Annotated in this window: 8 protein-coding genes and 1 pseudogene; 5 read left to right on the top strand and 4 right to left on the bottom strand. The window is 60.4% G+C overall.

Annotation, left to right across the window (positions count from 1 at the left end; translation table 11 throughout):
- Nucleotides 1–244: 244 nt before the first annotated feature.
- Complete coding sequence (locus AB6804_RS27920; RefSeq protein WP_370889198.1) at nt 245–544, bottom strand: replication initiation protein; 300 nt, start codon at nt 542–544, stop codon at nt 245–247.
- Here AB6804_RS27920 and AB6804_RS27915 point away from each other — a divergent pair.
- From AB6804_RS27915 to AB6804_RS27895, 5 genes and pseudogenes are all read left to right on the top strand, one after another.
- A pseudogene (locus tag AB6804_RS27915) lies at nt 503–776 on the top strand (GntP family permease); the annotation flags it as partial. The gene AB6804_RS27920 and the pseudogene AB6804_RS27915 sit on opposite strands and share 42 nt — an antisense overlap.
- Before the next feature lie 440 nt (nt 777–1,216).
- Nucleotides 1,217–1,465 carry a DUF1488 domain-containing protein gene (locus AB6804_RS27910; RefSeq protein ID WP_244797998.1) on the top strand — a complete coding sequence of 83 codons (249 nt, stop codon included), beginning with the start codon at nt 1,217–1,219 and terminating at the stop codon, nt 1,463–1,465.
- A gap of 108 nt (nt 1,466–1,573) precedes the next feature.
- Nucleotides 1,574–1,807 carry a hypothetical protein gene (locus tag AB6804_RS27905; protein WP_244797999.1) on the top strand — a complete coding sequence of 78 codons (234 nt, stop codon included), beginning with the start codon at nt 1,574–1,576 and terminating at the stop codon, nt 1,805–1,807.
- Nucleotides 1,808–1,955: 148 nt separating this feature from the next.
- Nucleotides 1,956–2,411, top strand: a complete 456-nt coding sequence (locus AB6804_RS27900; protein ID WP_244798000.1) for a DUF2934 domain-containing protein — start codon at nt 1,956–1,958, stop codon at nt 2,409–2,411.
- A 1,764-nt stretch (nt 2,412–4,175) separates the two neighbouring features.
- The gene (locus AB6804_RS27895) at nt 4,176–7,247 is read left to right on the top strand and encodes a transglycosylase domain-containing protein (protein ID WP_244798001.1); all 3,072 of its coding nucleotides are present in this window, start codon (nt 4,176–4,178) and stop codon (nt 7,245–7,247) included.
- Between the two features lie 9 nt (nt 7,248–7,256).
- Here AB6804_RS27895 and AB6804_RS27890 read toward each other — a convergent pair whose 3' ends face one another.
- From AB6804_RS27890 to AB6804_RS27880, 3 genes are all read right to left on the bottom strand, one after another.
- Nucleotides 7,257–7,454, bottom strand: a complete 198-nt coding sequence (locus AB6804_RS27890) for a hypothetical protein (RefSeq protein WP_244798002.1) — start codon at nt 7,452–7,454, stop codon at nt 7,257–7,259.
- A gap of 2,162 nt (nt 7,455–9,616) precedes the next feature.
- Entirely contained in the window at nt 9,617–9,877 is a 261-nt protein-coding gene (locus AB6804_RS27885; protein WP_370889197.1) for a DUF4148 domain-containing protein, read from the bottom strand.
- Nucleotides 9,878–11,019: 1,142 nt separating this feature from the next.
- The gene (locus AB6804_RS27880) at nt 11,020–13,221 is read right to left on the bottom strand and encodes a family 1 glycosylhydrolase (protein WP_370889196.1); all 2,202 of its coding nucleotides are present in this window, start codon (nt 13,219–13,221) and stop codon (nt 11,020–11,022) included.
- Nucleotides 13,222–13,248 lie beyond the last annotated feature (27 nt).

Here is a 13,248-nt window from a genome sequence, read left to right as displayed (position 1 = left end):
TGTAGAGCTGCAGCCCATCCTGTTTTTCGAAGACTCGAAAGTCCGGCGCAAAGGGGGACGTTCATGTAGACAACTTTAATTCGCGTCCGGCAACCCATACCGAGTATGGCTCGCGCCGCTATCGGGGCGAACGAAGTCCCGCGTTGACAACTTTATAGTCGCAACGTTGACTTCTTTAATGCGTTCTACGGGGGCGGCTTTCGGGTACACCGGACCTGTCAACCAATTCGAACAAATACCCGGTTCAGAACAGCGCTCCTTGCGGGTTCCGAACGAACTCAAGCCGCAGCGTCCCGACTCTGCGCCCGTCTTTAACGGATTGCCAGTCGATCAACAGCCCATTTTTCTCTCGTAGCTCTGCCACAGCCGGCTCAATGATCCGCTGGCGGAGCGCCTTGAAATTGGCCCTGTGTGTAGGTTTAGCGTCCATTGCGGCCCAGAACTCCTCGATAGTCGGGGACCACTTACCTGGTCCTGCCTCGTTTCCACGTACAGCAACGGCCCTTCCTACACGGTAGCGTCTGATGTACTGCCGGGCGTACACGCGCCGGTAACAACTTCGATCCAGACCGTGACCGCAATCTGGGCCGTGGAAGCCGCATTGATCATCGGCATCGCATTTGTCGTGCTCACGGCTTATCAACGAGTAGCCGCGGCATTCGCAGAAGGCACGCGGACTGCCGCAAGCGGAGCATTGCTGGCATGCAATGAACACGGCCTCCGAATACGGATTCGGTGCCGTAATTGCTGCATTGCCAGGCTTCGTGGTCGTAAGCTGCTGGTGCATATCTTCCGGATTGGAGTAGGCTGTCGACGGGCTCAACCTGCGCTGCCGGCAGATCTGATCATCCAAAATCCAAAACTGAGCTGGTTTTTGTCGGGGCCGGCACTGCCTGTTCCTGGCACCCAAAACGTTGAATGGTGCGCTCACGATGTAACGTAATAAAACGATTTCACACGGCGGCGAGGGTGTACAGTGATCAGACCGTCTGCACTTCGTGGACCGGTCTTCAGAGGTAGTTATGCGAGTAGATGTTAAGAACGCAATTCCTCTCGCGGCAAACGAGACTGCCTACAATCAGGCTCGTCGGGCGCGGTTTCTTATTCTCCAAACCGAGGACATTAACCGGGCAGACCAGAGGCGCGTCAGTTATGCACTCATCGATTCGACCCTGGCCAAGTGGCGATATCCTGCTAACAAATTAAAAATCTGATTATGGCGCTCTTTTTTCCGAATCCTAGCCGCAGTTACGACGCCGCCAGGCGTTGCGTGTTCTTCTGGGGATATGACGGTTCCCGGGAAATTACGTTCCAGGTTGACCGCGGGACTCTCGAAGGCCTGCAACCCGCACTCGGATTCGACGAACGGTCCTTTTTGCTCGCGTTTGACGAAGTTCGCGAAAAGCTACTTGAAATCGCGAAGAGGCGATACGTCCGCGGTCCACAGAATCGATATTCGATTTGATGAAGGCTTGAATCGCCACCGATCTATCCCGCGGGAGCGCATGCACGCCCCGTCAAGGCCCCGTCAGGGCGCCGCTAACAGTCGCGAAATCCGACTAAGGTTGTCTTTATGCACAGAGTGATCGCGTATCGCGGTTTCGAGATTGATGTCCAACTGACCTCAACTGCTGAAGACATGTTTGAGGTGACCTTTCAGATCAAAGGCGGTACTAACCTCGAAGTGCTCGGCGCGCGAGGAAGCCGCATACCGCTGCGCAACGGCCCGTTCACTGAACGGTGGGCCTATCTGGTGGGCGAAATCGCCGGGCAAGCCGCAATCGACGTCTTGCTCGGCCCAGCTTAGTGAGTGTTTTTTTCTTCGACCCCGCGCGCTTGCTGACTAAACGCAGAATCGCCAGGGCCCGTCGATAGCGTTGGCGTCGAAAATGACGCGGCTAACCAGTCCGGACCCTACATCAAACGGACAATATTCAAACACTAGGAAGGCAGTCATGAACGATCGATTGGTTGACGTAATGGACCGTAACGGTGCCGTGCTGCACACGTATCCGATTACGCTGAATGAGTCGAGCAACGTCGCGGACGACTCCGAATACCGCGCGAAGGCGCTAGAAGCAGCAGCGCATGGCCGGCTTGTCCCCGACGCTGAGCTTGGCACGCTGACGGCCAGGATGCATGCAGGTCGGGGCGGGCAGATGGCTCCCTACGGCGATAACCTTGAGACGAATTCGGAAACCAAGTCAGGGTTAGACCAAGCTGTTCGGGAGCGCGCATACCTGCTCTGGGAGAAAGACGGGTGCCCTGAAGGGCTCGCGGAAGAGTACTGGCACCGCGCGCTCGATCAGCATCTTCGGGAGCGGGCCTACGTCCTTTGGCAGCAGGAGGGAAGTCCGGAAGGGCGACAAGATGAATATTGGCGTCGGCTTGTCGATTTCCAAGCTCAGTGATTATCGCCCGCACGGCATATTCATGCCGTATGGAGCGACAATCGCATACGTAATGTAATCTGCAAGTCCATCGTAGGGGGCGCAGCTAACGGTCAATAGTCGATGTCAGAATGAAGACGAAGCTGCCAATTCCTTGTCGAACACTTGTAAACGGGTACGGATAGCTACCGTTTTGAAGGTTCGACAACAGCACGACATGACTCGAAAGGAGAGGAGGCGAACGCCAAAGAGGCCGAGCTTGCGTCCAGCCATGATTCACATCATCTCCTACCGAAACTTGTCGCTATAAGCCAATGTCTGCAGGGAATCACCGTCTTCTGACCGTAATGTGAGGAGGAGTCCGTGATCATCGACACTCGATGCCCGGACTAAGGCGCGCCTGATCATCTAACGCGCGGTGGCAGAACCCTGCCATGGCTACTGTGCATCGAGATCTTGTAGGTTCGCGCGGACGTTGAGTCAAGCGAATACGGATCGCAAAGGCGGCCGCCGAGCCGAGCTTCTGCCTCCCGCGATCGCGAACGGACGACGGAACTTCCACGCATGCGGGCGCGCGAATATCGCTTGGCGGTCTCGTGGGAGTCCGCACTAAGACGCCAAGGCGCCGCTTGGACCCTTCGCTTCCGCGTCTCGACTGCCAGTACCCTACAGGGAACGAGTCGCGAGGATTTCACAGGCAGTGACCGCCGGTCGCAGCTTCCTAACCTGGCCGTTACCGCTCCGAATGTTCGAAACGATCGAGTCGGCGCAGTAGCTCCTCGATCGCGCCGCACTGTTGCGGAAGAAGAGAAGAAGATCGAATGCGCTGACCAGTTCTAGCAAGCGCTCACGCCAGTAGAAAGGTCGTAAAACTGGCTGAGAGTACGGCGAACTGAACTCGCGTCCAATTGCGGATCGGATATGCGCAATGTCTGCGTCGATGACGCGCAGATTCTGCGCGCAAAAATGTGGGAATGCCGTAGCCATTGGGTCCATTGGTCCTCATTCAACGTCCGCGCCCGCTGACCATGCGGGCGCAGCGACGTGCGCACAGACTCACGTCGCGCTAGATATCGTCATACGGTTCTATACGCCTAATTAGTGCGAAGATGGCGTCGCGCTGGTGCGCAAGAAGACATCGTCCGCGCAGAAGGTCCAATAATCGTTGCCGCCAATAAGAAATGGCAAGGGCCGGTACTGAGTCGTCTACGGCAAGCTCCCACTCGATCGCGAAACGGATGTGAGCAATCTCGCCGTCTATCCACAGCAGGTCATGGGAATAATATCTTCGGCGACGCTTGGGAGCCATTATCGGTGAGCAAGTGACACGTGCATGCACCGAGTAACCTTCTGGACACCAATGAGCGCAGACAACAACAACCCCGCCGAAGCTAGGCGGTTCTGTAAGGAGTCGCCAGCTTCGATGGTTGCGAACAACCCTGCGAGGGCGACCGACTAAGTATGCGCCGGATTCGTGCGATGGTCGACCCAACCGAAGAGACTGCGGGACCCAGGACATTGCGACGCCCTCGGCAAGGTGAGGCATTCTGGCGCGAGATGGTCATGGCGTGGAAACGAAGCGAACTAGGCGCACGACGTTTCTAGCTCGGCGTATGTGAGCTCTGCCGGCTTTTCGGTGCAGCGCCGTAGCTCGCAACTCCTCCCTGTCCCCTTCGGCGAGTTGGCGGGCCATCTCCATTTTGATGCTGTCTAAGTGGTCTGCATTTCCTGCACTACACTCGTTGGTGTAGCACAAAGCCGGCGGGCGCACCGGGAGACCGCGTCATGAGCGAGCCGTTGGAAGAAGAACTCTTGCGCGCGTCACGCGTCACGCCTGCGAGGCGCTGGATTGCATGGCTTTTCGCCATCGCGTCTGTGTTCATCTGCGCCGTCGCCGTGCGCATGACGCAGATCGAAATGCAGACCTCGCAGCGGCAGGCGCATTACCTGTCGGAGTTGGGGAGCGAGATCGGCTTTTCCGTCGGCGACGGACCCAGCGCCAGCATTCCGCAGGCGTCCGCCGGACCCTATGATGCGCGGCTCGGCTATGCGCTGCTGCCGTCGTTTGAGGAGCGGCTCCTTGCGCGTGGGTTTGCCGTCACCGCGCAGGCGCGCGGCTCGGCAGCCATGCTGTCGATGGCCGATCAGGGCCTTTTCGTTCCCTATGAAGAGAAGGACCGCGCCGGGCTCACGCTGCTCGATTCGCGCGGCAACCCACTTTTCAGCGCTTCGAGCCCGGGTCTCGTTTACGACAGCTTCGAGTCCGTTCCGCCGGTCATCGTCCATGCGCTGCTCTTCATCGAGGATCGCAATCTGCTGGACGATAGCGTGCCCAACCGCAATCCGGCAATCGACTGGGGACGCTTCGGCCGCGCACTTTTTGACCAGGGCCTGCGCGTCATCGACAAGCATGCGCCGCAACCGGGCGGCAGCACGCTGGCGACCCAGATCGAGAAGTTCCGTCATTCCTCAGGCGGACGCACTGCGTCGGCGCCGGAGAAGCTTCGCCAGATCGCATCCGCGTCGGTGCGTGCGTACCTCGAGGGCCCGCAGACGATGCCCGTGCGCCGCCAGCTCGTCGTGCGCTATCTGAACTCGGTACCGCTTGCGGCGCGGCCCGGCATCGGCGAGATAAACGGTCTTCCCGATGGGATGGCCGCGTGGTACGGACGCGATTTCGACGAATACAACCGCATCCTGAACGCACCCGTTTCGGCCGAGATGCTCGATGCGCAGGCGCTCGCGTTCAAGCAGGCGCTATCGCTGATGATTGCGCAGCGCGCGCCGTCGCGCTTTCTGCGCCGGGGCAGCCCGGAACTCAAGCGCCGCACCGACAGCTATCTGCGCTTGCTCGGCGCGAACGGTATCATCGCGCCGGCGCTGCGCGATATGGCGCTTGCCGTGCCGCTCGAACTGAATCCGGCGCCGCATCGGCGGGCGGACGTGTCGTTCGTCACGCGGAAGGGCGTGACCGCACTGCGCTCGAACCTGCTCGGGATACTGGGCGTCCCTAGTCTCTACGATCTCGACCGTCTCGACCTCAGCGTCACCGCCACGCTCGACGCCCCGGTTCAGCGGGCCGTGAGCGAGCGGCTCGCGAGCGCGGCCACCCGCGATGGCGCGGCCGATGCCGGGTTATTCGGCTATCACATGCTGCGGCCCCACGACGATCCTTCGAAGATCTCGTACAGCTTCACGCTGATGGAGCGCAAAGGCGGCACGAACCTCGTGCGCGTGCAGACGGACAGCATCAACGAACCCTTCGACATCAGCCGCAGCGGGCGCCTTAACCTGGGCTCGACGGCCAAGATGCGCACGGTCATCACTTACCTGCAGATCGTCTCGGCGCTGCACGCGCGCTATGGCGCGATGAGCGCAGCGCAGTTGCGCGGTGTGACGCCCGACCGCCAGGATGTCCTGACGCGCTGGGCGCTCGACTATCTCGCGAAGACGCCGGACCGCTCGCTCCCCGCGATGCTCGATGCCGCCGTCGCGCGCAAGTACTCCGCGAGCGCCGGCGAGACCTTCTACACTGGTGGCGGCGCGCAGGCCTTCTCCAATTTCGAGGCGACGGACAACTCCCGCGTGCTCACCGTGGAGAGCGCGTTCGGGCATTCGGTGAATCTCGTGTTCGTGCGCCTGATGCGCGATATCGTCCATTACGAGATGGTGCAGGTGGCGGGGCCGTCGTCGGACTGGCTCGACGATCCGGCGGTGCGTCATGCGTACCTGACGCGTTTCGCCGACGCCGAGAGCCGCGTCTACATGAGCCGCTTCTACGGGAGATACCGGCTCAGGACGCCGGAAGAGGCGCTCGCGCTCTTGTTGCGCGACGTGCGCAAGTCGCCGCCGAAACTCGCGACGGTGTTGAGAAGCGTCGCGCCCGATGAGCCGCAGGCATGGTTCGATGCCCGCATGCGCGAAGCGCTGCGCGGCACGCCCTCCGCGTCGATCACGGACGAGGATCTGGCGAAGCTCTACGTCAAATACGCCGTCGACAAGTTCAATCTCAACGATCGTGGGTATATCGCAAGCGTGCATCCGCTCGAACTGTGGACGGTGAACTATCTGCGTTCGCACACGCTCGCGACGGTGAACGATGTGCAAGACGCGAGCCGCGATGCGCGCGTCACCGCTTATTCGTGGCTCTTCAAGACGCGCTATCACGCGACGCAGGACAGGCGCATCAAGCGCATGGTCGAGTTGCAGGCGTATGCCGAGATCACGAAGTCGTGGCGCGCGCTCGGCTATCCGTTCGCGTCGGTGACGCCTTCTTATGCGGCGGCGATAGGAGCGTCGGGCGACCGGCCGGAGGCGCTCGCCCAGCTGATCGGCATCGTGGAGTGCGGCGGCAAAGGGCTTGGCACGCAGCGCATCTTGACGCTCGAATTCGCGAAGGGCACGCCGTACGAGACGCGCTTCGCCCAGAAGAGCGCGCCGGCGAAACCTTTGCTCGCGCCCGAGATCGCGACCGTGGTTCAGCGGCTGCTGCGCGACGTCGTCGAGGGCGGCACCGCGAAGCGTCTTGCCGACGGACTGGCGTTGTCCGATGGCCGCGCGCTCGACGTGGCCGGCAAGACGGGCACCGGCGACCAGCGCTTCAACGTCTATGCCCGCGGCCGGCGTCTCATCGAATCGCGCAAGGTGAACAGGACGGCCACGTTCGTCTTCGTGATCGGCGAGCGCTTCTTCGGCACGCTCACGGCCTACGTCCGCGAGCCCTATGCCGCGCATTACGACTTCACGAGCGCGCTCGCCGTGCAGTTGCTGAAGTCGCTCGGGCCGGCACTGCGCCCTCTGCTGACTGACGGACAGGCAGTTGCAGCCGCAGGCGAAGCGAAGCCGGAGACCCGGTAGAAGTCGACGTCAGGATGCCAGCCGGAGATGCCGTTTCCCGGAATGGTGGTTGCTATTTGTCCGGTAGGCGGTGAGTTGCGCCTTGGCCCAATGCGATCGAGTGATGACCTGATGATGGCGATACTGCGTGCTCGCGTGATACACGCGCGGCATCGCGACAGGGGTTTCGTCGCCGTTCAGCCAGCGGTGAACCATGACCAGATCCATCGAGCGCGCCATGAGGAAGGCGCGCCGAGGCTCATGGTCTGGGCGTCTCAGTAGTCGCTACAACGGGATGGCCGGGGGCTGGGCCCAATCGATTCACTAGTTTGGCACCAACAACTTTACCGGGCTCGTGACTCCCCGCCAAACTTAACCAAAACGCATGCCATTTGGACCTGGTCGCGCCGTCGTGTCTCCCGTCGGCCGATCGGTTGCGTTGCTTGCCTGGCCTGGCACGGCAATAGCGATGGCTTGTGCCTGCCGTCGCGGAAGGCCAGCACAAGGTGAAGAGGGAGACAAGCATGCATGGGAATCTGGTCGCTACATTCAGGGCGCGGAGTCGGGCGAGGCGTCGAAGGAGCGCGGGCGAATTGCGAGTTGTGTCATCGCGGCGATGCGGTCGGGTGTCAGAGCGGTATCAACGCGCAATGCTCACGCATTGTCAGCTGTCCAGCGCAGTCTCGGCGATAACCGGTCATGGCCGCTGCGATTTTGAGGGTGATCACCCTATCGTGCGAGCGATGCTGAGCCTCTCGTCAGCTATGACGGTTATCGTTATCGGCGCGGACAAGCTCAGTACGGGTAACAGCGACGCTGAGCACGTCAGCGCTGACTAACGGATGCTTGCGCCGCGTATACCGAGACGCTACAACGCGTCAAGCGTCGAATCACCAGGACGGCTTGACGAGGACAGTGCCTCAAGGACACCGCCTTTCATTGCGGCGAGGGGCGCATCGATGCCGTTGTTTTTGCGCGCCTGCGAACGTCTGCGCTGCGTGGGACCAAGCATTGCGAGGGCAAAAAATGACTTACCTTTTCCCTGGCGACGCCCGGCTTACGACCGCGAGCTAAGGTTTATGCCAACTGTATATCGAGAACATCGTGGCACACGAGTCAGAGCCCGGCTACAGACCAATCACTTTCCAGGTTCCCGATTATCTGCGGGAAGCCCTTGTACAGACGGTCGAGAAGTTCATGGCGAATGCATATGGGACGACTGGAGCGGCGCAACGCGCTGCGGAGATACGCGCCCAAGATAGGGACGCGGGCTTGGACGCGCTTTGGTATTTGGTGACTGTGGCCGAGGGGGACTCGCCACAGGCTGGACTCGTCGCACAGTTCCTTGCAGGACTCTATAACGGCTTCGCATACCCGCTCGACCTGGCTGTCCTTCGCCACCTTGGACAGGATGTTTTCGAGCGCTGCCTTCAGACACTGCGGCTTCAGCGAATGGATGCGATGCAGGTGCAACGCTACTTTCCGAACGGCGAAGCACGCTGGCAAGCAATTATTCGGCGCCGTGGGATACGGCCGCGAGATGCCGCGCGTCTTCTTCCGGACGAAGACGTTGTCGCTCCATGTCAGTACCAGGCGAAGCTTGACACGTTCGGATATCGGAACGTAACGCTGTTCGTTAAGCTGTTTCCGGGAGGTGACAATGCAAGGTCAATCGGCCTCACGCTATCCGCGATCGACTGCGGTCGGCTCACGGTAGACTTGCTTGCAGTCCATCGAGCGGCATGGGCGCGAGGCAGGCCACGCGACGCGGAGGAGTACGAACCGCGGCCCGCCTGGCTCGATGTGCCATGAAGATGGGGAGGCTCTCCTTCATTGAACTTGGCCGCGCTTTGTTATGGGACAAGCTACCGCAACTGTCCGATTCTGGCGACTCCGCGGGCAAGGAGAACGCAATGCGTCAGCGGGTCGTACGTCTACTACAGTAACAACGATTCACGATGGCTAAGTGAACGCATAGCGACGGCCCGCCTCGGGGCTTTCACCCGCGCACTGCGCATCCGGAACGTTCTTCCGACAGTTATAACACGGCAGCGACAACGCCGTTCCTTCATGATGAGGCTGCTGCGACGGGCGTCCGGCGCCACGTTCGACGGGTCGCTCCGTGCGCTCGCGCGTACCCGGCCTCGCTACAGCTTTTGCGGGCCTCCCAAGGGTTATCGGGCTATGCTGGCGCACTTGAGAAGCGCCGTGACCGCTGAAAGCGACTCTCGGTTTTTGAGCTCAACTATGGGCATAGTCCGTTCCAACGGGTCAATGACGTGTACGCTGCTAATCACTGCCTCCGAAACGTGCATTCTCGAGAGTTAGCTCACTTCAACAACGGCGACATTCCCCTCGCCCGCCTTTGCTTGGAGAGATGGACCGCCTCCTCATGGGCGAGTCGGCGGATGTTGATCAGCAAGGCAGCCTTTTCCCGCGGCGACGCGGGCTTCAGCTCTCTCAACGTCGGCCGGATAAGTGATTTCGTCAGCGACGGGATCGAATCCGGCGCAGCGATACGTCGCGAGATCCTCCTGCACGTGTGCGCGCGTCGAGTCGACTCCGCCAGTTGTACAACCCGCGACAAAGCATAGAGTCGCAGCAGCGATGAGCGCTGCTTTGAGCGGGCGGATGAATTGGCTATCACGCATCAAGTCTCCAGTTAGTGAGGGCAACGTAGCTGCTTATCCGATGGCAATTGCCATACCTTGGGGTGGCTTGTGCCGGTTGCTGTCGACCGCCCCGCTCTTTTACCGCTTTGCCGCGCACCGAGATGCCGTACCGAGGGCGGATGCGAGCGCGTCAGCGTATGAAGTGGTCAGGCTGCGGGAAACACGACAGCGCCTCTCTTATTAAGCGCAGCATCGTTTGGCTGCATGATGGAACATTAAAATTTTGGATATGCAAGCCGGCGATATAAGCGCGTCCAATCAGCTTGCCGCGAGACCAGCGATACTGGATGGCGCCCAGCGAAGTTGAATTGCGGTTCAAGTGCACCGGTGCTGTCGCTGAAACGGCACCGTGGAATGTGGCGCGTGGTCCGCCTCAAAGGTCGTCCCGATTTTGCGGGTAGCCGGAAGCCAAGTGCCGGGCTTCACCGCGTCGGTCACGGCGTAACCACATCTGGCTTATGGCAGGGAGTGTCGTGCGTCGATGGGCGTCCGCTTCATCTCGAAGGCGCTACTGACGACTTGGAAGTCGCAGACGCACGGGTTTTGCAGCACGAAGGTGTCCGTCGCTGGCACCCCGGGATCACGCTCACTCTGCTGACGACGTTACGCAGATTCGGACGCCGTAAGACGTTCCACAAAGACGCTTTTTCGCTCGAGCGTTGCTTTGCCGCCGTGCGCCCGTAACTCTCATTGCGCAGCCGCGTTCATCAGTTGCGGATCTGACCGGCTCCGCGCCGGTTTGATACAGCTGAGCGCCCGTGGGGAGCAGCGACTTCAAAAATGGGACTCATCTAACGCCTCGTAGTAGGCCTCGGCGCGGCTTCCATGACCTATCTTCTTCTAGCGGAATCCGTCATCGGTCAAGTTGTCCGACACATGCCGTCCCGGCTGAGGAAGGGGGGCAGCAATGGTCGAAAGGCTGGTGATCGGGGCTGCGAGCTCGGGCCCATACAAAAATGCCCGCTCTGGAGCGGCATGACCAAACAACAAGGATCGCGTCCGTTACAGGCCGCAAGTTCATCTTAGATCCGGTGTAGGCTTAAACAAGTGGACGTAAAGGGTAGCTGTGTCCGCGCTCGAGTCCTGCGTACATCGTGAAAACGCTCTGCGCATCGATCGTTTCACTGCGGGGCGACGTTTTGGGCCTGGCGCCAATGTTCCACAAAACGAAGCAGCGCACTGTCCAGTGTCGGCAAAATCGCGGCGCGGTCGCTCATCAGCACGCTATAACTCGGCCGCCGCGCCAGGTACCTCATTTGTGTTGCAGCGCGAGCACGGACGAGATCGGCGTCCATGTGGGCAATCGTTGCCGCCTGGATGGCGAGGTCCGCCCACGTCACAGCGCCGCGGTTGCTCATATGCACGATGCCGGCTTCCGCGTCAATCAGGAGGTCCAGGCAAGCGTGAACTAGGTCGGGCACATACGTGGGAGAAAAAGTTACGTCCCGCGCGGCCTCAAACGGCCTTTCTTGCGACAGCGCATCCAACGCCCGTAGGAGGAAATTGACTCCGTCCCACGGCCCGAACATGCTGCCTGTACGAAGCACGAGCGATTGCGGACAAGCGCGAAGCACCTGCGCCTCCAGGTCGGCCATGATGCTGCCGAAGCGGTTGATCGGCGAAACCTCATCGGTCTCAACGTAAGGATGCGCGCGCATTCCGTTGAAAACGAAGTCCGATGAGAACGTCATGTACTGCATGTCATGTCTCGTGCAAGCCTCTGCAAGCGACCTTGCTCGCGCGGTCATGCAACGGAGATTTTCTCCACCCGTACGCTCGGCTTCATCGACGTCGACCGGATCGCTTGCATCGATGATCGCCCAAGGAGAGTGGGATTCAATGAGTTGGTCGATTCCGCTCGCATTCATGCGATCGATCTCATCGCGCTTCGCCGTCCTGTATCGCAAGTCGCGTTGCGCGCAAATGTCCGCGAAAGCGCGACTTAGTGAGCCATTACCGACGATGAGTATTGGCGGCGCATACTCCGGCGAAATCGTGGTAAGGCTCGTCAGCGACGGCACGCCGGGGGATTCGTAGACGACCGGCTCGCACAAGAACCGACCTGGCCTGCGCCACCATCCGGTGCCGTGAAGGACCGGATGTTCGTGAGGGCGGCCGGCAGCGAGATCGCGCATGAGTGCAGCGAGAGCCGTTTCGCGGGGCTCTGCGCCGCGTAGATCGAATGGCCCCGATTCGTAGTAGCCGCGATCATCGGTCACAAGGCAATTCCAATCATATGAGCCGAGTAACGCCCATACGGTCACGGCTCGCATATCAATGCCTCGTTGGCGCGCATCGCTCGCAGCCCACCAGATCTCGTGGAGCCAGCGCATCTGGTCCTGACGGGTAGCGTCGATATGCGCTTCCGTGACTGCCAGCGGCAGGTTGTAACGTTCCCATGCTTCGTCCATTAGCGCCCGAATGCCGCTAGTAGGACGCTCGAGCGCGCGCGCGGTTTCGATGTCGGCGAGGCGGTGCCCATACCACTCGCAACGATAAGCCTCGGGATAATTCTCGACCCGGTCGTCGAGCCATCGCTCGCTCGTGATGTAGTAGTTAATGCCGATGATGTCGGGAGGGCACGGATTGTCGGCGAACCAGAGAACGTCCTCGGCAGCAATGCCTGCATGCATGATGTACTGCCATAACGCATGGCCGGGCTTGACCGCTCCGCAAAGCAGATCCCACGAAAGCCAGCGTCGTTCGTTATAGAACGCGACGAGCTTCGCCATGGCAGGGGTGCCTTGTGTCTTGCCGAGGTCGTCCGTCTGCACCAGCTTCGCTTGTGGATTGATCTTGCGAATCTCGCGCATCGAATACACAGTGGCTTTGCACTGATTGATCAACGCTTGCAGATATGTGCGGTCGTCCGTTGCATGGGGATGCCACACGCCGTAAAGCCCGCTGAAACGAGCAGTCGTATTCGGTTCGTTCACAGGCGTGTAGTACTGCAGCCAAGGATAGCGTTGCGCGACCGCATGCGCGTAATCGGCTAGCTGTGCGGCGAAACCGGGGTCCAGGAGTCCGCCCGGCAGAGGGCCGCTCCCGTGATGCACGAGCCCCGCGATCGGCTCCACGCCTAGCGCGCGCAACTCGGGCAACCGCGCGTCGAGCCAAGACCAGTCAGCGTTTTTCACGCCGTTGGGAGCGGTTCTCTCCCATAACACTGGGTAGCGCAAAGCCTGAATGCCCAAAGAGGCGAAGCGTTCGAGATCGCTTTCGCGCGTCGCATGCCCGTTTCGATCCAACTGGCTGAAGCACCTGTCCCGCACACGATTCACGGTGCATTCGAGCCCGCCCCACAGCACCAGCCTCTCATCCATGTGTTTTTTCTCTCGTGATCTTGCAAG

It is taken from the genome of Caballeronia sp. RCC_10 (assembly GCF_041360715.1).
In the GTDB taxonomy this organism is placed as follows: domain Bacteria; phylum Pseudomonadota; class Gammaproteobacteria; order Burkholderiales; family Burkholderiaceae; genus Caballeronia; species Caballeronia grimmiae.
The sequence above is the reverse complement of the archived record's forward strand: the minus strand, read 5'-3'. Positions and strand labels throughout refer to the sequence as shown.

Coding starts and splice junctions, on each gene's coding strand:
- AB6804_RS27895 (WP_244798001.1), top strand. CDS start 4,176: ATGAGCGAGCCGTTGGAAGAAGAACTCTTGCGCGCGTCACGCGTCACG.
- AB6804_RS27900 (WP_244798000.1), top strand. CDS start 1,956: ATGAACGATCGATTGGTTGACGTAATGGACCGTAACGGTGCCGTGCTG.
- AB6804_RS27885 (WP_370889197.1), bottom strand. CDS start 9,877: ATGCGTGATAGCCAATTCATCCGCCCGCTCAAAGCAGCGCTCATCGCT.
- AB6804_RS27910 (WP_244797998.1), top strand. CDS start 1,217: ATGGCGCTCTTTTTTCCGAATCCTAGCCGCAGTTACGACGCCGCCAGG.
- AB6804_RS27880 (WP_370889196.1), bottom strand. CDS start 13,221: ATGGATGAGAGGCTGGTGCTGTGGGGCGGGCTCGAATGCACCGTGAAT.
- AB6804_RS27905 (WP_244797999.1), top strand. CDS start 1,574: ATGCACAGAGTGATCGCGTATCGCGGTTTCGAGATTGATGTCCAACTG.
- AB6804_RS27890 (WP_244798002.1), bottom strand. CDS start 7,454: ATGGATCTGGTCATGGTTCACCGCTGGCTGAACGGCGACGAAACCCCT.